This window comes from Flavobacterium sp. (assembly GCF_027484205.1).
GTDB lineage: Bacteria > Bacteroidota > Bacteroidia > Flavobacteriales > Flavobacteriaceae > Flavobacterium.
In genome coordinates, this window is the sequence record NZ_JAIXUB010000005.1 from 1 (window position 1) to 24458 (window position 24458).

Here is a 24458-nt window from a genome sequence, read left to right on the forward strand (position 1 = left end):
CATTCTATCAAGATTTAGATGGTGACACTTTTGGTAATCCAAATGCTTCAACTCAGGCTTGTTCGCAACCAGAAGGATATGTATTAGACAACTCTGATTGTAATGACGACCAAATTCAATATGCAGATACTGACAATGATGGTTTTGGTTCTACAACTCAAGTAGCTTGTGGTGTAACTAACAATACTGATTGTAATGATAATAACGAAAACCAAAATGTATTAATCACATTCTATCAAGATTTAGATGGTGACACTTTTGGTAATCCAAATGCTTCAACTCAGGCTTGTTCACAACCAGAAGGATATGTATTAGACAACACTGATTGTAATGATAATAATCCAACATTAAATCAAACTTTAGTTTTCTACAGAGATGCTGACGGCGATGGTTTTGGAGATTTAGACAACTATTTTGCAAGTTGTACTCAACCTCTAGGATATGTTTTAGATAATTCGGATTGTAATGACAATCAAATTCAATATGCTGATGCTGACAACGATGGTTTTGGTTCAACAACTCAAGTTGCTTGTGGTGTAACTAACAACACTGATTGTAATGATAACAATGCAACTCAAAATGTACTAATCACGTTCTATCAAGATTTAGATGGCGATACTTTTGGTAATCCAAATGTTTCAACTCAATCTTGTTCTCAACCTGTTGGTTATGTATTAAATAATACTGATTGTAATGATAATAATGCAAGTTCAACTGCGTTAATTAGTTACTATCAAGATTTAGATGGAGATGGTTTTGGAAATCCATTAGTGGTAATTCAAAATTGTTCACAACCTATTGGTTATGTAGCTTCAAACACTGATTGTGATGATACGAGAGCATCTGTTCATCCTGGAGCTGTTGATATTTGTTATGACGGATTAGACAATGATTGTAATGGCATAATTGACAACAACTGTACTCCAATTGTATCATCTGTACCTACAGCATCATGTGGAAGTACTATATCAGGTTTATCAACATCTGTATATGCAACTATAGTTTCAGGAGCACAAGGATATAGATTTAAAATAACTAACACTGCAACAGGAATAGTTCAAATTTTTGATAGACCAGTTAACAATTTAGCTTTCTCTGCAATTCCTGGTGTTACTTACAATACTCAATATCAAGTAGAAATTGGAGTTAAATATAATAACGTTTGGCAACCATTTTATGGAGCACCATGTTTTGTTAACACACCTTCTCCAACATCAACAATTGGAGCACAATGTGGAACAACTTTAACAACAATGAATCAATGGATTAATGCAACTTATGTTTCAAGTATTTCTGCATACAGATTTAGAATTACAAATACTTCAACAAGTGAAGTTCAAATTGTAACTACAAGTTTGAATAAATTTAATATGACTCAACTAGCAAATCGTTCTTACAATACAACTTACTTTGTTGAAGTTGCATTAAGAAACACAGATGGTACATTTTTACCTTATGGTCAAGGATGTAATATTACAACACCATTCTTCCCTACAACTAAGTTGAGAGATGATAAATGTGGATATGTGGTTTATAATTCAAATGAATTACTTCCTGCAAATGTAGTCTCAGGAGCAACTGCTTACAGATTCAAAATTTATAATACAGCTTTAGGATATGAAACTATATTAAACAGAGCTACTTCATCATTTAGCATAAGTTTACTAAGTGGATTAGTTAGCGAAACATCTTATAAAGTTCAAGTAAGTGTTCAAATAAATAATGAATTTGGACCTTATGGAGAAGATTGTAATATTTCATTACCTGGTTTAGTTGATAGAGCATCTGAAATTAACACTGTTAAAACTTTAAATGCCTCAATTGTACCTAATCCTTTCTCAAGTGTTTTCAACATTAAACTTGAAAATAATTCGACAGATAATATAACTATTAATGTTTATGACCTTACAGGAAGAATGCTAGAAAACAAGACTATTCAATCTTCTGAAATACAGTCATTCTCATTTGGAGAGAATTATCCTTCTGGTGTTTATAATTTAATATTAAGCCAAGGTGATCAAGTAAAATCATTAAGAATTATAAAAAGATAGACGTCCCAAATCTATTTCTATAAAGCCATCAAATTATTTTATTTGATGGCTTTTATTAGTATAAACAACATTTAAAATTGCATGCTGAATAAAAAATTTTAAATAAATATGTAAGAATTTTATATTTAAAATGATTTAAAAATGACATTTCATCGATTATTTTATACACTTTATCGGATTTTTAAAAAAACGAATATATATTTGTAGTGTCAAATTAATAATTGGAACGATTATAGTAATGTATCCAAAAAAAAAAAATAACTAATCCCTATAAGTTATGAAAAATTTTACCCAAGTAAAAATGTTATTAAAAGTATTCTTTTTGATACTTATACCAATAACATCATTTTCACAAACTGTGATAAACTCAGAAACATTCGAATCTGGCTTTGGAATATGGACTGCAGGTAGTGGCAATGTTACAACAGAAACAACTGCGCCGTATCAAGGAACAAGATCTGTAAGATTTAGAGGAAACTCAGGAATGACGTTAACATCACCTACAACTGGTATAAACACTCTTCCTTACAACAAAATTGATGTAAAATTCTTTTTAAGACATAGTGCCAATGCTGGAGAAGCAATTTCACTGGAATATAGAGAAAACACACTTGCTTCATGGAAAACAGTAAGAATTTACACTGTTGGAAATGGTACAAATCCTAGGGATATGAATACAGCAAGTTATCATGCTTTTTACGCAACTTTATTTTCAACAGATTATACTTTTTCATTATTATCTCAATTTAGATTTACATCTAATTTAGGTAATAGTTCCAGATTTTTCTATTTAGATTATGTTTCAATCATTGGAACAACTTACAATACAATTACAACTGCTCCAGGTGGAATTACTGCAAACTTAGAAACTTGGTTAAGAGCTGATAAAGTTAACGGAACTGGTGTCGCTGCAAACAATTCAAATGTTGATTCATGGCAAGATATTGGTAAAGGTAATGATGCTACTGTAATCGATGATACAAGAGCAGCATTAACAAATAGACCAAGATTTAGAGATAACTCAACAGATAATATAAACTTTAATCCTGTTGTTTATTTCAACAACGATCCATCAACATCTTCTACAGATTACACAGGATTACAAAACAAAGCCGAATTAAACGGAACAGGAGGTTTTAGTACAAATGAACAATTCATAGTACTTGTAAACGATACTCCATCAACTTATGAAGATGCAACTCCTAGTATAGATATCTATTGTTCTCAAAAAGCTAATCCTTATGACAACGATGGTACTGGTTTTGGATATGGACAATATACAATTAGAATGGATAACGAAATTGTTAGTTATTGTTTAGGTTCAAGTCCAAGTCCTAATCCAGCAGATGTAAATACAAGAGGATACGGTATTGCTCATACAAGCACAACAGCTTCATACACAAATGCAATTAGTATTTTAAATGCTAGAAATAATTCAGCAATAAATGGTCAACAATTATACTTCAATGCAAATAGAATTGACAATACAGAAGTTGGTGTACCACAATTTGCAAATCTTAATAACAGAAGATATTGGCTTGGAAGAAGTCAAATCTACAGTGGTAGTTTTGGTGGAAGAATTGCAGAAGTAATCAGTTATTCTAACAGAAAAAATGATATTTCTGAAAGAAGAAGAATTGAAAGTTATTTAGCTTTAAAATATGGAATTACTCTTGGTGTAAATGGAACTTCAATGAATTATGAAGATTCAAATGGTACTGTAGTATGGAATACAACTACTAATGCAGGTTACAATTTTGATATAGCAGGAATTTTTAGAGATGATTCTTCTCAACATTCTCAAAAACAATCAAAAAGTATTAACTCAACTGAGGTAATGACAATTGGTTTAGGAGATGTTTTAGCAACAAACTCTGCAAATACAAACACATTTGCAACAAACAGAAGTTATTTAGTTTGGGGTGCAAATGGTGGAAACATGAACAATTCAGGAGTAGATTTACTTGTAGATTTAGGTCCAACAACAATTACAACAATTACAGAAGTAGTTAACAGAAAATGGAAAGTGGTTGAAACCGGTGGTGATGTTGCTACAACAAGAATTTCTGTTCCAACTGCAGCATTTACAAGTGGGTTACCTGCTTTAGGTCCAACTGATGCTTATGTAATGGTAGTTGCAACTAATGCTGCTTTTACAACTGGTGTTGAAACAGTATTTATGTCAACAACTGGTGCAAATCAAACATGTCTTTTTGATTTTGACGGAACAAAATTCATAACATTTGGAGTGGCGCATCAAGCGGTAAATCCTTTACATATTACATTAGATGGTTTTGATGATTTTGTTAGAATTGACAATGTTAACGAACTTGGGGCAAACTTTTCTGTAATGACATGGGTAAGACCTGATGGTGCAAACGCTCTTGGTACTGAAAGAACAATAATTTCTAAAAAACCTAATGCAACATCTGGTTATCAATTAGTTTTACAAAATGACAATAAAATTAGAATGGAATGGTATGGCGCTTCTCCAATTCTAAGAAGTTTAGTTTCAAACACTGCTTTACCAAATGGAAAATGGCATAATATTGCTGTAACTTATGGAAGCAACACATTAAGAATATATATTGATGGTGTTGAAGATATAAATGCAAACATACCTCAAGCTCCAGCAGCAACAACAAGTACGTTTAGTATTGGTGCGCAATATATCAACAAAACAACTATAAATAATTTATGGAAAGGTGATATTGATGAATTGAGAATGTGGAACAGAGAGGTTACTCCTACTGAAATTCGTTTCATAATGAATCAAGAAATTCTACAAAACGGAACTGGTACAAGAGGAACTATCATACCATCAACAGTAACTAAAAATGATATTAATACCTTATTGTGGTCTAACTTATTTGCTTACTATTCGATGAATTCGTACATCGGAACTCACTTAGATGATGACTCTACGAACATCAATAGAGGTAGTTTAGTTATTCCTGATAAAATTTCAATAAACCAACAAACAGCTCCAATGCCTTATGTTAGTTCAGCGAATGGTTCTTGGTCATCAACAACAACGTGGACAAATGGTTCAATTCAAGATGTACCATATAGTCTATCTATAATTGATGCAACGACGCCAATTGCTTGGAATATCGTTAGAACAAATCACAACATCGATTCTAATGGAAACAAAGATGTATTAGGTTTATTCATTAATTCAAATACAGTTACAGCATCAAACGATTCTAAACTTGAAGTTACACATTACTTAAAATTAGATGGTAAAATAGACTTAAGTGGAAGATCACAATTAGTACAAAGAAATCAAAGTGATTTAGATCCAACAAGCGCGGGTTCATTAGAAAGAGACCAACAAGGAACAAGTAATTTATTTAATTACAACTATTGGTCATCACCAGTAGGTGCAATAAATAACACAACTAATAATAATGCCTATACTGTAGCAAATGTTATGAAAGATGGAACTACATCAACTCCTCAAAACATAACATGGACATCAGGAATAAATGGCAGCCCAACGTCGCCTGTAACTTTAAGTAACTATTGGATTTTTAAATTCCAAAACTTAAGTGATAGTTATTCAAACTGGCAGTCAGTTGGACCTTCAGGAACATTAAATGCTGCACAAGGTTATACATTGAAAGGTAGTGGTTCAGCAAGTCCAACACAGAATTTCACATTCGTTGGAAAACCAAACAACGGAACAATAACAACAACAGTTGCTGCAAATAATTTGAATTTGAGTGGTAATCCTTATGCTTCAGCACTTGATGCTACTGCTTTTATAACTAACAACAGTGCTTCAACAAACGGAACATTATATTTCTGGGAACACTCACCTACTAATAATACTCACAATTTATTAGGTTATCAAGGTGGATATGCAACTAGAAACTTAACAGGAGGTGTTGCCCCAGTTGCACCAGCAGGAATTTTTGGAGTAGGAACGAGTTCAAAAGTGCCGGGAAGATATATTCCTGTAGGACAAGGTTTCTTTGTAAAAGGTTCAGCATCTGGTGGAACAATTACATTCAACAATAGTCAAAGAGAATTTGTTAAAGAAAATAACATTAACTCTAATACACTTTTTAGAAGTTCAAGTGTTGCTGCTTCATCAGTTGTTTCGGTTGACCACTTTAGTGATAACAGAGATTTTGAAATTCCTGAAGACGAATTCAAGAAAATACGATTAGGATACATCTCTGCTGATCAGTATAAAAAACAAATTCTTCTTGGATTCATGGAAGAAAACGCAACAAGCGGAATTGATTATGGATACGACGCAATTAACATCGATAACCAAATGAATGACATGTATTTCATTACAAATGGTGAAAAACTAAACATTCAAGGTGATAGTTATTTTAACTTAAACAATATTTATCCAATAGGAATTAAAAATAATATTGCAGGAAATGTAACTTTCAAAATAGATACTAAAGAAAACTTTGTAGGAGATTTTGAAGCATTCATCTATGATAATGTAACAAATACTTACAATAACATTAGAAATGTTGATTTCACTATCAATCTTCCTCAAGGAACAATTGACAATCGTTTCTCATTGAGATTCATCAATGCTGGCTCAGCTTTAGGAAATGATGATTTTGATATCAATAATGGAATTCAAATGATTTATTCAAATGATAATAATATAATAAGCATAAAAAATAATGTGGTAGAAACCACAGTCGAATCAGTTGCACTTTATAATATGTTAGGACAATCTGTTGGAACATGGGATGCTAAAAACCTTGACCAACTAAACATTGAGTTACCTGTTAAAACTTTAAGTACAGGAACTTACATTGTAAAAATTAATACTGACAAAGGTGAAACAAGCAGAAAAATCATTATTAATTAGGGTTTAAATAATTGATTTGACACCGAAAAGCCACGCAATTGCGTGGCTTTTCAAGTTTATAGAACTATGTATTTTATATTCTTATTTCAATTCAGAAATTAAATCGTTTAGTGAAACCTGTTTTTGTTCACCCGTAATAATGTTTTTAAGAGTAAATAAATCTCCTGAAATTTCTTTAACTACATAAGGAATTCCTCTTCTTTCTGCATGTTTAAATTGTTTATCAATTTTAGCACTATCAGGATATAATTCCGATTTGATATTCTCGTTTCTTAATTTAGTAATCACTTGCATTGCTTGAAATGATTGATCGTCACCAAAATTTAAAAACATTACTTTAGTAGATGTAATTACCGTTTGTGGAAACAAATTCAATTCATCAAGAACTAAATAAATTCTGTCCAATCCAAATGATATTCCTACTCCACTCATATTTTTCAAACCAAATATTCCTGTCAAATCATCGTATCTTCCACCGCCACCAATGCTTCCCATGGCAACCTCTTTTGGAGCAGCAACTTCAAAAATTGCTCCAGTATAATAATTTAAACCTCGCGCAAGAGTAACATCTAAATCTAAAACAGCTTGTTTCAATCCAAGTTTTGAAACATTTTCACATATAAATTTCAATTCTTCAATTCCTTTTTTTCCCTCTTCAGAACTTGAAAGCAAACCTAATAATTTTTCTATTTTCTCCTCAATAGTTCCAGTAAAACTGAAAAGTGGTTGTACTTTTTCGAGAGCATTTTCAGAAATTCCTTTTTCAATCATTTCTTTTTTAACGCCTTCCTCTCCTATTTTGTCTAATTTATCTAAGGCAACGGTGAAATCAATCAATTTATCTGATGCACCAATTACCTCAGCTATTCCAGATAATATTTTTCTATTATTGATTTTAATTGTTACTCCATTCAAACCTAAATCAGCAAAAACAGCGTCATAAAGTTGCACTAACTCTACTTCTTGCCACAATGATGTCGAACCTACAACATCAGCATCACATTGATAAAACTCTCTAAACCTACCCTTTTGTGGTCTATCAGCACGCCAAACCGGTTGAATTTGGTATCTTTTAAAAGGAAACTCAATTTCACTTTGATTCTGAACAACATATCGTGCAAAAGGAACGGTTAAGTCGTAACGAAGTGCTTTTTCGGATATTTTTGATGTAAATCTATTTAATTCAATGCGTTCCTCTAAAGTCAATTTATCCGCATCATTTATTTGCAAAGAACTTATTGATTGTGGAATTTCAATTTTATTTTTATTAAAGAAAAAATTACCACTATTCAATATCTTAAAAATCAATCGATCACCTTCTTCACCATATTTTCCCATCAAAGTATCTGAATTTTCAAAACTTGGAGTTTCAATGGGTTGATAACCAAAATTTTCAAAATGAACTCTCATCTTAGAAATAATGTAGTTACGCTTTGAAACCTCAACAGGTGAAAAATCTCTCGTTCCTTTTGGAATACTTGGTTTAGATGCCATTTTAAATATTAGATTTTAGATTTTTTGATATCAGATATTAAATTTTAGATAGACCTATTGATATTAAATCTAATATCTAAAGCTACTCATCTAAAATTATTATGCAAATATCATAATTTCTAAAAGATTTTTAATCATTTTCTTTGAGATTTGAATTTTTAAAAAAATGTTGTTTATCACAAACTCCAAACATCTCACTTACACCATTTCACACTGACCGCAGTCGAAGTGCTTTTCTCTCATCTTCCAACTTCCAACTTCCATCTTCCTTCTTCCAACTCCAAACTTCCATCTTCCATCTTCAATCTTCCAACTTCCAACTTCCAACTCCAAACTTCCTGCATCTTTTTTAACCAAACTTGTAACAAAAAGCGTAATTTCGTGACAAATTAGAGATATGAAAGGAGTTTATATTGAAAATATTAAAATAGCTTTTGGTTCTATCAGAACGCAATTGCTTCGAACTACGCTAACTGTGTTTATCATTGCTATTGGAATTATGGCTTTGGTGAGTATTTTAACAGTAGTTTCAGCATTGGACAATACCATGACTTCTAATTTTGCATCGATGGGTTCCAATACTTTTAATATCAATCAGTATGAAACTACTACAAGAAATCGCGGCGGTGGCGAAGTTGAAAAAATAAATCCAATCATTTCTTATCCTCAAGCAAAAGCGTATAAAGACAAATATAATTATCCATTAACACACACATCACTTTCATTTACAGCAACTTCAGCCGCAGAAGTAAAATTTGAAAACGAAAAAAGTGATCCCGAAATTTCGGTTTTAGGTGTTGATGAATTTTTTACAACAAATTCTGGTATCGAAATTACAGAAGGTAGAAATTTAAACGCGTTCGACATCAACAACAATACCTATTCTTGCTTAGTTGGAAGTGATTTTGTTACAAAAGGTTTGCTTAAAGACGTTAACCCAATTGATAAAATTCTTACCATTCGTGGAGCAAAATTTAAAGTAATAGGCGTTCTAAAAGAACAAGGTTCTACTTTTGGAAACAGTCAAGATTTAAGGGTTTTAATTCCAATTCAAGTAGCACGTTCCATTTTTTCGGCACCAAATATAAATTACACCGTTAGCACAATGGTTGATGATAAAGGAATGCTTGATAAAGCCATTGATCACGCAGTACTGACTATGCGCCAAATTAGAAAACTAAATCCTGTTGAAGATAATAATTTTGGAATTTCTAGAAGCGATGATTTGGTGCAACGAATTGCCGAAATGACAGGCGTTTTAAGTGCTTCTGCTTGGGTTATTGGAATCATTACAATTCTTGGTTCGTCGATTGCATTAATGAATATTATGATTGTTTCTGTAACTGAAAGAACGCGCGAAATTGGCGTTAGAAAATCGCTTGGAGCAAAAAAATCTACAATCGCTTGGCAGTTTTTTGTAGAAACTTTAATCATTGGTCAACTTGGTGGTTTACTAGGAATTATCCTTGGAATAACCATTGGATATTTTATCTCACTTGGTTTAGATTTTGAATTCGTAATTCCATGGAGCGCAATGATTGCAGCTTTTGTAACAACATTTATTGTAGCAATTGTATCTGGTTCATATCCTGCAATGAAAGCTTCAAAATTAGATCCTATTGAAGCATTGAGATACGAATAATTTATAAGTACAAATTACGAAATACGAAGTACAAAGTAAGAAATCAGTTTATGATATTTAAGTTTTATTTATTTGGTTATTTCTAGCTGTCTTTATTGAAGCAACTATAATAGCTAAGATTTCATTTCCCTCTTTTAAAAGTTTTTCAATTTCAATTTTCAAATCTTGGCTTTTGTTTATTTCTAATAAAACTTCTAGAAAAAAATTACTTTCGTCAGCTTCTTCTTCAACTATTTTTAATTTGTTTATAAAATCCGCAGTAGACTTTGCCCTTTAAGAAGCCCTATAATTTGCACCTACTGAACTAGAACATCTAATAAGCTGATTTACATAAGCATTAAACTCTCGTGAATTTGGTATTTTAGCACAAAAAAGAGCGCAATCAATAGTGAATTTTTAGTTCTAGCTTTCATATCTGTCATCATCTCAAATTTTAATAATTTTTTTTAAACTTCGTACCTCGTATTTCTTACCTCGTACTTTTTATCATTCTATCATTTCCATAAATATCTTTTCTCAATTCAATAGTTGCAAAACCTAAATTTTGTAATAATTCTACTGTTTCTTTTCCTAAATATTGATTGATTTCGAAATATAATTTTCCGTTATCTGATAAATTTTTCTTAGCTAATTCTGCAATTTTTCTGTAAAAAAGTAACGCATCATTATCTTCAACAAACAATGCTAGATGTGGTTCAAATTCTAAAACATTAGGTTTGATTTCCTCCTTTTCAAGATTTCTAACGTATGGCGGATTGGAAACAATAATATCAAAAGAAGTTTCAAGTTTCAAGTTTGAAGTTTGAAGTTCTGATAACTCATTAACATTTAAAATATCAACATTGATAAAATTCACTTCAACTTTATTGATTTCAGCATTTTTCTTTGCTGTTGTTAAAGCTTTTTCAGAGACATCTATCGCAGAAACTTGAGCATTTGCCAGATTTTTTGCCAATGAAATTGCAATACAACCACTTCCTGTTCCAATATCTAAAATATTCAATTTTGTGCTTTTGTCTGACTGACCTTTTTGAAGTCCTTCATTATCTGAAATAATCCATTCTACCAATTCCTCCGTTTCTGGTCTAGGAATTAATGTATTTTCATTGACTAAAAAAGGTAAACCATAAAATTCAGTTTCTCCTAATATATATTGTATGGGTTTTTGCTTTTTTAAATCAGACAGAACACTTTCCCAACGAAGTAATTCCATTGCATCCATTTCCATTGCTGGATTTAACGCTAAATCTATTCGCTTTTTGTTATGAAAACACTCTAAAATAATATAAAAAAAACTCTCAATTTCTTTCTCATCATATAAAGGAGAGAGTTCTTCTAAAAATGTGGATTTATAGGTTTTTAATAACATTCTTATTTAATTTCTTTTCTTAATAAAGTATGAATTTTAGTAATATATCCAAATGACTTATTCAAATCATTTGAATTCTCAACTACGTTTTGTAAAACAATTAAACTTGTTTTTGTTTTTGGATAATAAAAATTTACGGAAACAAATCCTGGAGTAAATCCTGTTTGTCCATATTGAATAATGTCATCCTTTGTATCAACTGTAATGCCTAAACCATAATCGGTTTTTCCAAAAAGTGGATGATTTCTAATAGCTCCATTTTGTTTCGTTACAAACAATTTGAATGTTTTATCAGAAAGTAATTTTCCGTTATAAAGTAATTTATTCCATTGCAACAAATCATTTGCAGTAGAAATAAAACCTCCAGCAGCTACATAATTTTCAAAAGTCCTACTCTCAATTTCTAATTTCTCATTATCATTTAGAGTGTATCCAAAAACAAGGTTTTTATGCTTTTTTAAATCAGGATGAAACGTATTAAACATTTTACATTTTTGAAATAAATCAAAGGAGATATCAGCAAATGATTTTTTTGAAGTTTTTTCAACAATTTTAGCCAATAAATCAAATCCAATTTGTGAATATTCATATTGAGTGCCTGATTCAAATTTTGTTTCTTCATTCAAAGCTATAATTCCATGCATATGTGTCAACAAATGCCTAACTGTAACTTTGTTTGCCCATTGTTGCGTTAACTCAGGAAGGTATTTTTTTATTGGAACATCTAATTCTAAATTACCTTTATCAAATTCTTGCAATACCAAAACTGCTGTAAACTGTTTACTTATTGAGCCTATTACAAACTGACTTTCAGAATTAAACTCTGTTTTTTCTTCAAAATTTGAATAACCAAATGATTTACAATAAACATTTTCTTCTCCCTTGTTTATTAGAATAACACCATTAAAAGGAATAGCACTTTTTTTATCAATAAGTGTATCTATTTTATTTGAAATAAATTCCTTTTTTGGATTACAACTAATCAGTAATAACAAAAATAAAATTTGAACATTAATCTTCATAACTCATAACTGTTTCATCATCCAAACTGGGCAACTTGTATGACCTGTTCCACCAATAGGTGCACAAAGATACTCAAACCCAACTTTCTTATATAAGTGTTGAGCAGCAAGCATTTGAAGAAGTGTTTCTAAATAGCATTTTTCAAATCCAAACTCTTTAGCTTTCGCCAAACATTTCTGAATCATTTCAAATCCTACTCCTTTTCCACGAGTTTCTTGTAAAAAATACATCTTTTGCAATTCGCAGATATTCTCTTCAGTATTCTCCAATTGACTTACTCCTGCTCCACCAACTATTTTGCCTTCATCTTCAATTACAAAATAGATAGCACGAGGTTTATCATAAGTTTCAAACATAAAATCCAATTGTTTATCTGCAAATGCCGTTCCTGTTTTTGGATAGTCATCTGATATAAATACGTCTCGAATTACCGATGCAATTTGATCGTTATCTTGAGGTTGTATTTCTCGTATTGTCATTTCTAAAATTTTAAAATTCGTTATTCCAAGTTGAATATCCAAAACTCAAAGAATCAAATCTACTGTGAATTATGGAATAACATCACAAAAATAACCTATTTGTTTAAACCACACCGAAACATGGAAATAATAAATAAATTAAAAATCGCTTGCCTCAAGATAGAACTAATTTAAGATACAATAATTAAAATTTTATTCTCTATGAAACTCTTTTTTAGCTTTAAAACTATACTTATATGTGATTAAAACTATAAAGATAAAATCCTATTTTTGCAAAATGAATTCGAATGAAAAATACATAAAACGATGCATCGAATTAGCCAAAAATGGTTTGGGTACAACTTATCCAAATCCTCTTGTTGGAAGTGTAATTGTATATAATAATGAAATTATAGGTGAAGGTTGGCACAGAAAATCGGGCGAACCACATGCTGAAGTAAATGCAATAAATTCTGTAAAAAACAAATCGCTACTCTCTAAATCTACTATTTATGTGAGTTTAGAACCTTGTAGCCATTTTGGAAAAACACCACCTTGTTGCGATTTAATTATTGCAAATGAAATTCCAAATATTGTAATTGGAACCATCGATCCATTTGCTAAAGTAGCTGGTGCTGGTATAAAAAAACTCATTGAAAACGGAAAAAATGTAACTGTAGGAATTCTAGAAAACGAATGTAACGAATTGAACAAACGTTTTTTTACATTCCATACTAAAAATCGACCTTATATTATTCTAAAATGGGCAGAAAGCAGTGACGGATTTATTGCTCCATTATCAAAAAAAACTCAAAAACCCTTTTGGATAACTAATGAATATTCAAGACAATTAGTTCATAAATGGAGAAGTGAAGAGCAAGCAATTTTAGTTGGAACAAATACTGTTATTGACGACAATCCTAGTTTAACAACACGAGATTGGGCAGGAAACAATCCAATTAGAATTGTTTTAGACCAAAATAATAGAATTTCAAAAGAAAGTCATATCTTTGATAATCAAGCAAAAACTATTTCAATTTCAAAAGAGAATATCAATTTTAATAACAATTTGGCTCTTGAAATTTCAAATTTATTATTTATTGAAGGAATTCAATCCTTAATTGTTGAAGGCGGAAGACAAACGTTGCAAACATTTATTGATGCCAATGTTTGGGACGAAGCAAGAGTTTTTAAAGGAGAAATTTCTTTAGCAGAAGGCACAAAAGCGCCAATAATTTCGGGTAAGAAAACAAAAAAAGAGCAATTTCTAAAAGACGAACTTTTAACATTTTTCAATCATGATTGATACTATAATTTTTGATTTCGGTGATATTTTTATCAATTTAGAAAAAGAAGCGCAAATTGAAGCCTTCAAAAAGTTAGGTTTAAACGAACCAAAACCTGAATTAGTCCAAATGAACGATTTATTTGAAAAAGGAAAAGTTTCCGAATTAGAATTTCTCGAATCATTCCATCAGTTTATTCCAAATGCCTCAATCGAAGAAATTAGAGAAGCTTGGAACACCATTATTGGAGAATTTCCTCTTTACAGACTAGAATTTTTACAATTGCTATCTTATAAAAAATACCGTTTATTTCTTTTAACTAATACTGACGAAATTCACATAAGCCGATTTGAACACAATGTCGGAATTTCCTTTTTTAGTGATTTTTATCAATGCTTTGAAAAAGTGTTTTATTCATACGAAATGGGAATGAGAAAACCAGATCCAGCCATTTTTACTACTATTATGAATAAATATGACTTATCGCCAAAGCGTACTTTATTTGTAGATGACAAAAAAGTAAATACCGATGCTGCAGCAAGTTTAGGACTTCATGTTTGGAATTTGGAAGTGGGCAAAGAAGATGTTGTTGACTTGTTTAATCAAAAACAATTGCCTCTTTAAGTTTTGAACGATACCTACAAAACCATCTCAAAATCATCGGAAGAAATTCTATTCAAAGAAAAAAACAGTAAGTTTTATGGCTATGCATTTCCTGTAACTTCTGAACAAGAAGTTAAAAATCATTTGGATATTTTGAGAAAACAACATTATGGTGCCGTCCATTTTTGTTATGCGTTTCAAATAGGAACAGATAAAATTCAATTTCGGGCCAATGATGATGGCGAACCAAGTAATACCGCAGGTGCGCCAATTTATGGACAAATACAATCTTTTGGTTTAACCAATATTTTAGTTGTTGTAGTTCGGTTTTTTGGTGGAATAAAATTAGGTGTTGGAGGTTTAATTTCTGCCTACAGAACTTCGGCTCAGATGGCTCTTGAAGTTTCAGAAGTTATTGAAAAAACTATTAATATTCATTATATTATTTCATTCGATTATAAAAATATGAATAAAGTAATGCGAGTTATCAAAGAAAAAAATCTAGAAATTATTTCTCAAAATATGAATGAAAGTTGTGAAATAGAAATTGCAACACGAAAAAAAAATGCCGAACAAATATTCGACATTTTCACAAATTTGTATGAAATAGAAATTAAATTGAAAGATTAATCACACTTTTCTAAAATATCTAAAATGTATTTTGGTGGCTCAATTGGTTTTCCATTTTTTATATCCACAAAAACCAATATAAAATGTGCAGTTGTTAATAACTCTTGGTTTTCATTACGAATTTCGCAATCAAATTCTATCTTCACTCCGCTGTATTTCTTTAGTTTAGTATTAACCGTAAGTAAGTCATCATAACGAGCTGGTTTTTTATAATTTAAATGCATAGATACAATTGGCAAAGCAACACCACTTTCCTCAAGCGATTTATAAGAAACCCCTTTGTTTCTTAGCCATTCCACTCTTCCAATCTCAAAATATGGCACGTAACTACCATGATAAACCACTCCCATTTGGTCTGTTTCACCATATCTAACTCTAACTTCTACACTGTGTCCGTTCATCTGTTTTTTTTGCTTTTAATCTAATTTGAAAATATTCTTTACAACAAAATTTTTAAAAAATCAATACCATATTATTTTTTTTTAAAGAAATTTGTTCACATATTTGTTAACCCAAAAAACACTAAAGAAATCCCTTTTTCTTTTGTAAGATAACCTTTAATAAAAATAGTAATTTTAACAACAATATGAACAAAACTGCGCAATCAGTATGGGAAAACTGTCTGTCTTTTATAAAAGACAATATTCAAGAGCAAGCATATAAAACTTGGTTTGAACCTATTAAGTCAGTAGAACTAACTGATAACGCATTATACATTCAAGTTCCTAGTAAATTTTTCTACGAATGGCTTGAGGAACATTATGTGAAATTACTAAAAGTTGCCCTAACCAAAGAACTTGGAAAAAACGCAAAGTTACTGTATAAAATTAAAATGGAAAACACTTATGGCAATAAACAACCGTTTACGGAACAATTGCCAAGTGCTCATAGAAGTCCAATAAAATCGCAAGAGGTTGATGCTCCATTTAAAAACCTGAATCCTGAATTAAAAAATCCTTTTGTAATTCCTGGAATTAGAAATTTAAAAATTGAGTCGCAATTAAATCCCAATTACAGTTTTGACAACTTCCTTGAAGGAGACTCAAACAGATTAGCGCGTTCTGCAGGTATGGCTGTTGCCAATAAACCTGGAGGAACTTCATTCAATCCATTATTAATTTTTGGTGGTGTTGGTTTAGGAAAAACACACTTAGCGCACGCTATTGGTGTTGAAATTAAAGATAAATATCCAGAAAAAACAGTGTTGTATATTTCTGCTGAAGTATTCACACAACAATATATAGATTCTGTAAAGAAAAATAACCGAAACGACTTTATTCATTTCTATCAATTAATTGATGTTTTGATTATTGACGATGTACAATTCTTATCAGGAAAATCAGGTACTCAAGATGTATTCTTTCATATTTTTAACTATTTACATCAAAACGGAAAGCAAGTAATTCTTACCTCAGACAAAGCTCCTGTTGACATGCAAGATATTGAACAACGTTTGTTATCTCGCTTCAAATGGGGATTATCTGCCGAATTACATCAACCAGATTACGAAACTAGAGTATCCATTTTGAATAATATTCTATATCGTGATGGTGTTGAAATGCCTAACGAAATTGTAGAATATGTTGCTCAAAACATTAAATCAAATGTTCGTGAACTTGAAGGTGCCATTATTTCATTAATAGCACAATCGTCTTTCAACAAAAAAGAAGTAACGCTTGATTTAGCAAAAAGTATCGTAGAAAAATTTGTTAAAAATGTAAAACGTGAAATATCAATTGACTACATTCAAAAAGTAGTTTCAGATTATTTCCAATTGGATTTAGACACATTACAATCTAAAACCAGAAAACGCCATGTAGTTCAAGCGAGACAATTAGCCATGTTTTTTGCAAAGAAATTTACAAAAGCATCTTTAGCAAATATTGGTTCACAAATTGGAGACAGAGATCACGCAACTGTTTTACACGCTTGCAAAACTGTCGACAACTTAGTTTCTACTGACAAACAGTTCAAAAAATTTGTAGAAGATATTCACAAAAAATTATCTTTATAATTACTTGTAATTCTTACTTTTGTATTAAAGTAAAAAGTAACTTAATATAGTATGTCCGTTAAAATTTTAATGGTTTGCTTGGGTAATATTTGCCGATCACCATTGGCAGAAGGTATCTTGGCTTCAAAACTACCTAAAGATAAATTCTTTGTTGATTCTGCAGGAACAGGTAATTGGCATGTTGGAAAAAAACCTGACGAACGTTCCATTGCAACTGCAAAAAAAAACGGGCTTGATATTTCGACTCAAAAAGCTAAACATTTCACCTCAAAAGACTTTGATACTTATGATTACATTTTTGTGATGGACAATTCTAATTATGATGATGTAACCTTTTTAGCAAAAAACGAAGAACAAAAAAGTAAAGTCCGATTGATTCTTGACGAACTTTTTCCTGGCGATAATGTTGATGTTCCTGATCCATATTATGGACTTCAAAATGGATTTGACATGATTTATGAAATGCTTGATGAAGCCACAGATTTATTGGCAAAAAAATTAATAGAAAACCATTCTTAATGAAACCAGTAAATCTAAAAGGAAAATTATATTTAATCCCAACTACTCTAGGCGACTTGAGCAGTAATGATCAGGCAAAGCAAAGTAATCCGTTAGACGTTTTACCTCATACTGTAAAGCGCACTATAGAACTAATTGATTGTTATATAGTTGAAAACGAAAAAACAGCCAGAAGATTCATAAAAAGTATTTATCCTGAAAAAATACAAGCTTCATTATTATTAAGCACTTTAAATAAACACACAGAAGTTTCTGATCACAATAAAATGATTCAACCTTGTTTAGAAGGAATTGACATTGGTTTGATGAGCGAAGCTGGTTGTCCTGGAGTTGCTGATCCTGGTGCAGTAATTGTAAAACTAGCACACGAAAAAGGAATTCAAGTAGTTCCGTTAGTTGGACCTTCTTCCATTTTATTAGCCATGATGGGAAGTGGCATGAACGGACAAAGTTTTGCCTTTAATGGTTATTTACCCATAGATAAAAGCGATAAAAAAGCAGCTTTAAAAAATTTCGAAAAACTTTCTTTTGACAAAAATCAGTCGCAATTATTTATTGAAACACCTTATAGAAACAATAAATTAGTAGAAGATTTATTGCAAACTTTACAACCTAACACCCATTTATGTATTGCGGCAGACATTACTCTACCCACAGAATATATTAAAACGATGAAAGTTTCTGAATGGAAAAAAGCAACCATTGATTTACACAATCGACCAACGATTTTTATAATTCATAAGATGTATTAAAAACAAAAACCATTCACAATGAATGGTTTTTGTTTTTGTTTTTATTTATATTCTTTAACTATCTTACTCTAGCATTACTATCAGCAACAATATTGTGAGTTTCATAACCACCAAATTGCTTCATGTAACTACTAATTGACGTTCCGTAGTTGTCTTTACATTTTTTTGATCCATTAGAATTTAAAAATTTTCTAACTGAACCTGCACCACCAAGATGCGCTGCCGCAAGAATTCCTGATTCGGTAATACGAACTCCATCAATTACTTTCCCTCTAAATTCTTTAATTTCCTTACGTAATTCCCATTTATTTCTTTTAAGTAAAGTAACAAAAGCTTTCTCTTGCAATTTAGGGTTACTCATAAATTGCAAAGAATCTTTAATTCCGATAGTTTCAAGTGTGGATTTTCCAAATTGGTATTTACCTAAGTAACCTAAAGTATTTACTTTATTATATTTTCCTTGCGATTCTTTAAAAGCAATTGCTTCTTTGAATCCAATAAAAAATTTTCCGGTATAAGGTAAGGAGAGCGAAACGTAATCTGAAGGTTTTTCTGAAGGAAATTGATATAACAATTCTTCATTTGCATCTACATAAAACCATTTGTGATTTTGAGAATCAATGGGTTTGAAAGCGGAACTTACCAAACCAACAATCATAAATATTCCTATGTAAAACGACCATCTTTTTATCATAATTTGTTATTTCCAAGCGCTGTCACCATCTTGATATTGACAATGCAAATATACAACAAATTTTACAAATCTGAAAATCAGAACGTTAAAGGTTTCTAAAAATATAAACAATGAAAGTTAACAACTCCGCGAGAGTTGACTTCTAAAGTAGGTGCAGGAATTTTGATAGTGTTAATAACTGAGAAAATTGTCTTTAAAAAATGTGATTTTGTATTAATTTTTGTCAAATCGGCATCCAAACTCAAATAAAATTGTCTAGTTCTTTGTTTTTCATCAAAAAAAACAGAATTCACTAATTCATCACTTCCTGTAATCATTCCTTCTGCACCATATCCAATAGCAATATTGAACCATTTTGGAATTTTTGATTGCTTGAAAAAGGAATGTAAATTACCAGAAAGCCAATACGTTTGTCCGTTGTAATCTTTCAAAACTTGTTCAGAAACCGAACTCCCTAAAACATTTGGTCGAGCAGAAGCATATTCTGTAGTATGAAAAGAAAATTTTGGTACAATTCGTTGTTCTTTCCAAAGCAATTCTTGTGAGACATATAGCGCAGTTCCACCCGCATTTGCTGCAACATCACCTAATGAAAAACCCCATTCTGAGGAATATCCATCAAAAACCTCAACAGTGGTTAAAAAAGCAAAACCTATTGTTGAACCATAAATGAGTTGGCTTTTTCTATTGCAACCACTCCATTTTAGAGCTTGAGCACCAAAACTTCCTAAATGATAAGAAGAAAAAACATGACCTGCCTTGTCTATTTGATTCCATTGATCGTTATCATTAATAAAATGAAAATCTGATTTTGGATAGTCAGTATACCAAAGTTGATTGAGTCCAACTAATGCTGTAGCTGCAAGAATAGATTCGGAAATTACCAAGCCGTTTCTTCTTGATTTATCTAATGAATCGGAAGGTTTAAAAAAAGAATCGAAGTTGTTTTGAGAAAATCCAAACTGAAAATTCACAAATAAAAAGAGTAGATAATATGCAAATCTATTTTTCAAATTATCGCTTTGTTCCAGTCGTATTCAACCAATCGGCATATTTTTTTGCATTCACTTGATGTTGCGCATACGTTGAAGCAAACTCGTGGTAACCGAATTTTTCAACACTTGCACAAAAATAAATGTAATCATTATCATCAGGTGACAAAACCGCATCGATTGCATCAATATCTGGCATCGCAATTGGTCCTGGAGGTAATCCTTGATTTACATAGGTATTATAAGGAGAACTTATCAATAAATCGTCGTATAAAACTCTTTTAATCACTTGATCAAAATCATTATCTCTAGATTTCAAAGCATAAATAACAGTTGGATCTGCTTGCAATGGCATTCCTTGTTCTAAACGATTCAGATATACTTTTGCAACAACTGGTCGTTCACTTTTCTTTACCGTTTCTTTATGAACAATTGATGCCAATGTAATTACTTGCACTGGAGTCATTCCTAAATTTTCTGCTTTTTGCAAACGTTCTTTAGTCCAAAAATTTTGATATTCTTTCAGCATTTTATCTCGAAATTTCTCAGCAGAAACATTCCAATAAAATTCATAAGAATTTGGGATAAACATTGCAATCACATTGTCTTTAGTAAAACCGTTTTGCTTTAAAAATACTGAATCTCTGAAAGTAGCCAATAATTTTGTGGTATCAGGTTCTATTTGTGAACTGATTCTAACACATAAATTCTCCAAGCGTTCTTGATTATTAAAAGCCAATTTTACAGGAACATTGCGACGCATTGCAGCAACCAATTTGAAATTACCCATTCCTTTCTGTAATAAAAAACGTCCAGATTTTACATTTTCATCATATTTACGAAGGCCAGCCATCATTTCAAATCCGCTCATGTTTTCAACATAAGGAGAAATTATTTTCTTTACATCTTCATAAGTTGAACCTGTTGGTACTTCAACAAACAATTCTTCTTTAGAAAATTTAGTATTTGAAGAGAAAAATTTTACGTAAACAACAGCGATAACTACAAGAAAAAGAGCTGTACCAATTCCTAAAATGGTTTTTAATTTTTTGTTCAAAACAATATTTTTTTAATGTTGATGATTGATTAACTGAAAAAATGCTTCGTCATGAAAGGAATTACCATGATAAATCCAATCTTTCTTTACACCTATTTTCTGAAATCCAAAAGTAGTAAAAAGGTTTAAACTTGCTTCATTATCCATTCCGATATTTGCATAAAGTTGGTGCAATTGTAGTTTATTGAAACTATAATCGATTAATAAACCAAGAGCTTCCTTTCCTATTCCATTACCTCGATGAGTATCCTTTTGAATTAAAATTCCAATTCCTGCACGATTATTTACTGGATCAAACTCGAATAAATCTATTAATCCAATTGCTTCAAAAGTGTCATTTTTACATATCGCAAGACGCAATTGCTTGGCTTCATATATGTCTTGATGTGCATTTTCAAGATACTGACGAATTAAAAATTTACTATAAGGCGTTTGCGTATTGCTCACATTCCAAATCGATTCGTCATTCTCTATTTGATAGACAAACTCCAAATCTTCTGGTTCGAGAGCACGTAAGTGTATGTTTTTTCCTTTGAGTGTAATCATTTAATTAGTAATCTTTTTTGTGAGATTCCTGCGGAATGACAAAATTGAACATATTTTAATTCGTAATTATAATTCAATTTCTCCTTCAAAAACAAAAGTTGCTGGTCCGATTAGAAAAACTTTTTCAAAACCTTTGTCCGATTTTTCAAATGTAACTTTCAATTTTCCTCCTTCAACATCAATATCAATTGCATCTGATTTTGTTTTCCCAATAACATTCATAGCAATTGCTGTTGCCGTTGCTCCTGTTCCACAAGATAAAGTTTCGTCTTCTACTCCACGTTCATAGGTTCGCAATCGGAAATGATTTTCTGAAATTTGATTAACAAAATTTACATTGCTTCCTGCTTTTCCATACAAATCAGAATATCGTATTTCGGCACCATTTTCTTTTACATTATAGTGTTCCAAATCATTTACCAAAGTCACATGATGTGGCGAACCCGTATTTAAAAAAACATATTCTGAATCAATTTTCACCTCATCAACATCTTTCATCTGAAGCGAAACTATGCCATCTTCATTAATTGTAGCATGATGCAAACCATCTGTAGCAATGAATGTTGCGTTATTATTTATAACATTCAAACTTTTGGCGAAAGCTACTAAACATCGTCCACCGTTACCACACATAGAACTTTCATTACCGTCAGAATTATAGTAAACCATCCTAAAATCTGTCGAATTGTCATTTTCTAGCAGGATTAATCCGTCAGCACCAATACCGAAACGTCGGTCACAAAGACGTTCAATGAGTTTGGTATCGTTTTTGGGAAAGAAATTTTGACGATTATCAATCATCACAAAGTCGTTTCCTGTTCCTTGATATTTGTAAAATTTGAGTTGCATTTTTATTTTTGTATGTTACAAAGTTACAAATATTAATGAGAAGTTAAAGTCTGTTAAACGAGCGTTAAACTGATTTTATAAAAATAATAAATTACTAATTTTGATGTTAAATGATTTAAAACAATTTAAAAAATGAAAAGATTATCAAGTTTATTTTTAGTGTCTTTGTTAAGCGGTGCTACAACACTAGGTGCTTATAAATTATTTATTGAAAAAGATGTTGACGGAAATTCAATTGTTACTCAAGCTCCAAGTTTTGCTGGAAGAACCGTTGGATTAGGTGCTGAAAATATAGATTTCACATCGGCAGCAGAAAATGCAGTTCACACGGTTGTTCACGTAAAAAATGTATCTGTTAGAACGGTTTATAACCCAATAATGGAATTTTTCTATGGTTCGCGTGGCGGTCAACAACAAGAACAAATCGGTACAGGTTCTGGAGTTATTATTTCTGAAGATGGTTATATTGTTACTAACAATCACGTAATTAAAGATGCTTCTGAACTTGAAGTTACTTTAAACAATAATAAAGTTTATAAGGCGAAATTAATTGGAACCGATTCTAAAATGGATATTGCTTTGTTAAAAATCGATGCCGATGGAAAATTACCTTATTCCACTTTCGCGGATTCTGATCAAGTAAAAGTTGGCGAATGGGTTTTAGCTGTTGGAAATCCATATAATTTAACTTCTACCGTTACAGCTGGAATTGTTTCGGCGAAAGCTAGAAATTTAGACACTAAAGGAATTCAATCCTTTATTCAAACCGATGCTGCTGTAAATCCAGGAAATTCTGGTGGTGCATTGGTAAATACTCGCGGTGAATTGATTGGAATTAACACTATGATTTCCTCTCCAACAGGTAGTTATGCAGGATATTCATTTGCCGTTCCATCAAATATTACTCGTAAAATTATTGAAGACATCATGGAATTTGGAAATGTTCAAAGAGGAATTCTTGGTGTGGAAGGAGGCGAATTGACAGGAAATTATTCTAAAGAATTAGGAATTAAAGATACGGAAGGATTCTATATCAACAAAGTAAACAAAAATTCTGGTGCAGAAAAAGCTGGTTTGAAAAAAGGTGATATCATCAAGAAATTAGACAATCAAAAGATTTCAACTTTTGCAGAATTATCAGGTTTTATAAACACAAAACGTCCTAATGATAAGATAAATGTAACTTATGAAAGAGATGGACAAACAAAAGTTGTTCCAGTAACATTAGTTAAAAATGATATTATTGAAACCGATTTTAAAGGATTGGAATTAGAAAATTTATCAGACACTGAAAAGAAAAACTACCGAATTGATTATGGTGTAAAAATCAAAGAAGTCAATAACGAAAGATTACAACCTTACAAAGAAGAATTAGAAGGTAGTGTTATTTTAGATATTGATGGTGCAAAAGCAACTGACATTGAAACGGTATCAAGATTAACTAATAATAAAGACGAAAAGCAAGGTACAAGTGTAAAACTTTTACTTAAAAATGGTCAAGTAATGCGCATAATCATCTAGGTTAATTCAATATAAAAAGGTAAAAACCATTCAGATTAAATTTTGAATGGTTTTTTTTATTAAAAAAAGTTTGAAATAATTTTACGAAAACGTTATAGTTGATTACTTTTGC

General features: G+C 31.2%; 20 protein-coding genes and 1 pseudogene. 10 read left to right on the forward strand and 11 right to left on the reverse strand.

Features of this window, described 5'->3' with window-relative positions; translation table 11 throughout:
- The coding region (locus tag Q0049_RS02305) for a MopE-related protein (protein ID WP_298116122.1) at positions 1 to 2051 on the forward strand (2051 nt) is incomplete at its 5' end.
- A gap of 277 nt (positions 2052 to 2328) precedes the next feature.
- Entirely contained in the window at positions 2329 to 6897 is a 4569-nt protein-coding gene (locus tag Q0049_RS02310) for a LamG-like jellyroll fold domain-containing protein (RefSeq protein ID WP_298116125.1), read from the forward strand.
- 81 nt (positions 6898 to 6978) lie between these two features.
- Here the strand turns inward: Q0049_RS02310 and hisS are convergent, their stop codons facing one another.
- On the reverse strand, positions 6979 to 8391 hold the full coding sequence (gene hisS / locus Q0049_RS02315; protein WP_298116127.1) for a histidine--tRNA ligase: 1413 nt from the start codon (positions 8389 to 8391) through the stop codon (positions 6979 to 6981).
- A 397-nt stretch (positions 8392 to 8788) separates the two neighbouring features.
- Here hisS and Q0049_RS02320 point away from each other — a divergent pair, with 397 nt between their 5' ends.
- Complete coding sequence (locus tag Q0049_RS02320; protein WP_298116129.1) at positions 8789 to 10033, forward strand: ABC transporter permease; 1245 nt, start codon at positions 8789 to 8791, stop codon at positions 10031 to 10033.
- A 57-nt stretch (positions 10034 to 10090) separates the two neighbouring features.
- Here Q0049_RS02320 and Q0049_RS02325 read toward each other — a convergent pair.
- The 4 genes and pseudogenes from Q0049_RS02325 to Q0049_RS02340 all read right to left on the reverse strand — a co-directional run.
- Positions 10091 to 10291 (reverse strand): annotated as a pseudogene (locus Q0049_RS02325) (four helix bundle protein); the annotation flags it as partial.
- Positions 10292 to 10502: 211 nt separating this feature from the next.
- Positions 10503 to 11402, reverse strand: coding sequence for a peptide chain release factor N(5)-glutamine methyltransferase (gene prmC, locus Q0049_RS02330; RefSeq protein ID WP_298116131.1), 900 nt, complete (start codon positions 11400 to 11402; stop codon positions 10503 to 10505).
- A 2-nt stretch (positions 11403 to 11404) separates the two neighbouring features.
- Positions 11405 to 12397 (reverse strand): serine hydrolase, encoded by a 993-nt coding sequence (locus Q0049_RS02335; protein ID WP_298116133.1) that lies wholly within the window; start codon positions 12395 to 12397, stop codon positions 11405 to 11407.
- Between the two features lie 30 nt (positions 12398 to 12427).
- Positions 12428 to 12904: a GNAT family N-acetyltransferase gene (locus Q0049_RS02340; RefSeq protein ID WP_298116134.1), complete on the reverse strand. Its 477-nt coding sequence runs from the start codon at positions 12902 to 12904 to the stop codon at positions 12428 to 12430.
- 277 nt (positions 12905 to 13181) lie between these two features.
- Here Q0049_RS02340 and ribD point away from each other — a divergent pair, with 277 nt between their 5' ends.
- From ribD to Q0049_RS02355, 3 genes are read left to right on the forward strand one after another with little or no spacing between them, the layout of a single operon-like run.
- On the forward strand, positions 13182 to 14189 hold the full coding sequence (gene ribD / locus Q0049_RS02345; RefSeq protein ID WP_298116136.1) for a bifunctional diaminohydroxyphosphoribosylaminopyrimidine deaminase/5-amino-6-(5-phosphoribosylamino)uracil reductase RibD: 1008 nt from the start codon (positions 13182 to 13184) through the stop codon (positions 14187 to 14189).
- Positions 14182 to 14793, forward strand: a complete 612-nt coding sequence (locus Q0049_RS02350) for an HAD family phosphatase (RefSeq protein ID WP_298116137.1) — start codon at positions 14182 to 14184, stop codon at positions 14791 to 14793. Before ribD ends, Q0049_RS02350 begins: the two co-directional genes overlap by 8 nt.
- 3 nt (positions 14794 to 14796) lie before the next feature.
- Complete coding sequence (locus Q0049_RS02355) at positions 14797 to 15402, forward strand: YigZ family protein (RefSeq protein ID WP_298116139.1); 606 nt, start codon at positions 14797 to 14799, stop codon at positions 15400 to 15402.
- Here the strand turns inward: Q0049_RS02355 and Q0049_RS02360 are convergent.
- Positions 15399 to 15803 carry a thioesterase family protein gene (locus tag Q0049_RS02360; protein ID WP_298116141.1) on the reverse strand — a complete coding sequence of 135 codons (405 nt, stop codon included), beginning with the start codon at positions 15801 to 15803 and terminating at the stop codon, positions 15399 to 15401. The genes Q0049_RS02355 and Q0049_RS02360 overlap by 4 nt on opposite strands.
- Positions 15804 to 15988: 185 nt before the next feature.
- Here Q0049_RS02360 and dnaA point away from each other — a divergent pair, with 185 nt between their 5' ends.
- Genes dnaA through Q0049_RS02375 form a run of 3 tightly spaced genes read left to right on the forward strand, consistent with a single transcriptional unit; the run spans position 15989 to position 18687 of the window.
- Positions 15989 to 17416, forward strand: coding sequence for a chromosomal replication initiator protein DnaA (gene dnaA / locus Q0049_RS02365; RefSeq protein ID WP_298116143.1), 1428 nt, complete (start codon positions 15989 to 15991; stop codon positions 17414 to 17416).
- 51 nt (positions 17417 to 17467) lie between these two features.
- The gene (locus Q0049_RS02370) at positions 17468 to 17935 is read left to right on the forward strand and encodes a low molecular weight protein-tyrosine-phosphatase (RefSeq protein ID WP_298116145.1); all 468 of its coding nucleotides are present in this window, start codon (positions 17468 to 17470) and stop codon (positions 17933 to 17935) included.
- Positions 17935 to 18687 carry an SAM-dependent methyltransferase gene (locus Q0049_RS02375; protein WP_298116147.1) on the forward strand — a complete coding sequence of 251 codons (753 nt, stop codon included), beginning with the start codon at positions 17935 to 17937 and terminating at the stop codon, positions 18685 to 18687. The genes Q0049_RS02370 and Q0049_RS02375 overlap by 1 nt, the downstream gene beginning before the upstream one ends.
- A gap of 58 nt (positions 18688 to 18745) precedes the next feature.
- On the opposite strand, the gene Q0049_RS02380 is transcribed toward Q0049_RS02375, so the two are convergent.
- The 5 genes from Q0049_RS02380 to dapF all read right to left on the reverse strand — a co-directional run bounded on the left by Q0049_RS02380 (position 18746) and on the right by dapF (position 22825).
- Positions 18746 to 19381, reverse strand: a complete 636-nt coding sequence (locus Q0049_RS02380; protein WP_298116149.1) for a peptidoglycan-binding protein LysM — start codon at positions 19379 to 19381, stop codon at positions 18746 to 18748.
- A gap of 95 nt (positions 19382 to 19476) precedes the next feature.
- Positions 19477 to 20394, reverse strand: a complete 918-nt coding sequence (locus Q0049_RS02385) for a DUF2279 domain-containing protein (protein ID WP_298116151.1) — start codon at positions 20392 to 20394, stop codon at positions 19477 to 19479.
- A 1-nt stretch (position 20395) separates the two neighbouring features.
- Complete coding sequence (gene mltG / locus Q0049_RS02390) at positions 20396 to 21430, reverse strand: endolytic transglycosylase MltG (protein WP_298116154.1); 1035 nt, start codon at positions 21428 to 21430, stop codon at positions 20396 to 20398.
- Positions 21431 to 21442: 12 nt separating this feature from the next.
- Positions 21443 to 21976 carry a GNAT family N-acetyltransferase gene (locus Q0049_RS02395; RefSeq protein ID WP_298116157.1) on the reverse strand — a complete coding sequence of 178 codons (534 nt, stop codon included), beginning with the start codon at positions 21974 to 21976 and terminating at the stop codon, positions 21443 to 21445.
- Between the two features lie 66 nt (positions 21977 to 22042).
- Positions 22043 to 22825, reverse strand: coding sequence for a diaminopimelate epimerase (gene dapF, locus Q0049_RS02400; protein WP_298116159.1), 783 nt, complete (start codon positions 22823 to 22825; stop codon positions 22043 to 22045).
- Positions 22826 to 22957: 132 nt separating this feature from the next.
- Here dapF and Q0049_RS02405 point away from each other — a divergent pair, with 132 nt between their 5' ends.
- Positions 22958 to 24346, forward strand: a complete 1389-nt coding sequence (locus Q0049_RS02405; RefSeq protein WP_298116162.1) for a trypsin-like peptidase domain-containing protein — start codon at positions 22958 to 22960, stop codon at positions 24344 to 24346.
- The last annotated feature ends 112 nt before the right edge of the window (positions 24347 to 24458 follow it).

Bases quoted from the DNA above. Each gene is read 5' to 3' on its own strand.
- Q0049_RS02310 (WP_298116125.1), top strand. From the start codon at position 2,329: ATGAAAAATTTTACCCAAGTAAAAATGTTATTAAAAGTATTCTTTTTG.
- hisS (WP_298116127.1), bottom strand. From the start codon at position 8,391: ATGGCATCTAAACCAAGTATTCCAAAAGGAACGAGAGATTTTTCACCT.
- Q0049_RS02320 (WP_298116129.1), top strand. From the start codon at position 8,789: ATGAAAGGAGTTTATATTGAAAATATTAAAATAGCTTTTGGTTCTATC.
- prmC (WP_298116131.1), bottom strand. From the start codon at position 11,402: ATGTTATTAAAAACCTATAAATCCACATTTTTAGAAGAACTCTCTCCT.
- Q0049_RS02340 (WP_298116134.1), bottom strand. From the start codon at position 12,904: ATGACAATACGAGAAATACAACCTCAAGATAACGATCAAATTGCATCG.
- ribD (WP_298116136.1), top strand. From the start codon at position 13,182: ATGAATTCGAATGAAAAATACATAAAACGATGCATCGAATTAGCCAAA.
- Q0049_RS02350 (WP_298116137.1), top strand. From the start codon at position 14,182: ATGATTGATACTATAATTTTTGATTTCGGTGATATTTTTATCAATTTA.
- Q0049_RS02360 (WP_298116141.1), bottom strand. From the start codon at position 15,803: ATGAACGGACACAGTGTAGAAGTTAGAGTTAGATATGGTGAAACAGAC.
- dnaA (WP_298116143.1), top strand. From the start codon at position 15,989: ATGAACAAAACTGCGCAATCAGTATGGGAAAACTGTCTGTCTTTTATA.
- Q0049_RS02370 (WP_298116145.1), top strand. From the start codon at position 17,468: ATGTCCGTTAAAATTTTAATGGTTTGCTTGGGTAATATTTGCCGATCA.
- Q0049_RS02375 (WP_298116147.1), top strand. From the start codon at position 17,935: ATGAAACCAGTAAATCTAAAAGGAAAATTATATTTAATCCCAACTACT.
- Q0049_RS02380 (WP_298116149.1), bottom strand. From the start codon at position 19,381: ATGATAAAAAGATGGTCGTTTTACATAGGAATATTTATGATTGTTGGT.
- Q0049_RS02395 (WP_298116157.1), bottom strand. From the start codon at position 21,976: ATGATTACACTCAAAGGAAAAAACATACACTTACGTGCTCTCGAACCA.
- dapF (WP_298116159.1), bottom strand. From the start codon at position 22,825: ATGCAACTCAAATTTTACAAATATCAAGGAACAGGAAACGACTTTGTG.
- Q0049_RS02405 (WP_298116162.1), top strand. From the start codon at position 22,958: ATGAAAAGATTATCAAGTTTATTTTTAGTGTCTTTGTTAAGCGGTGCT.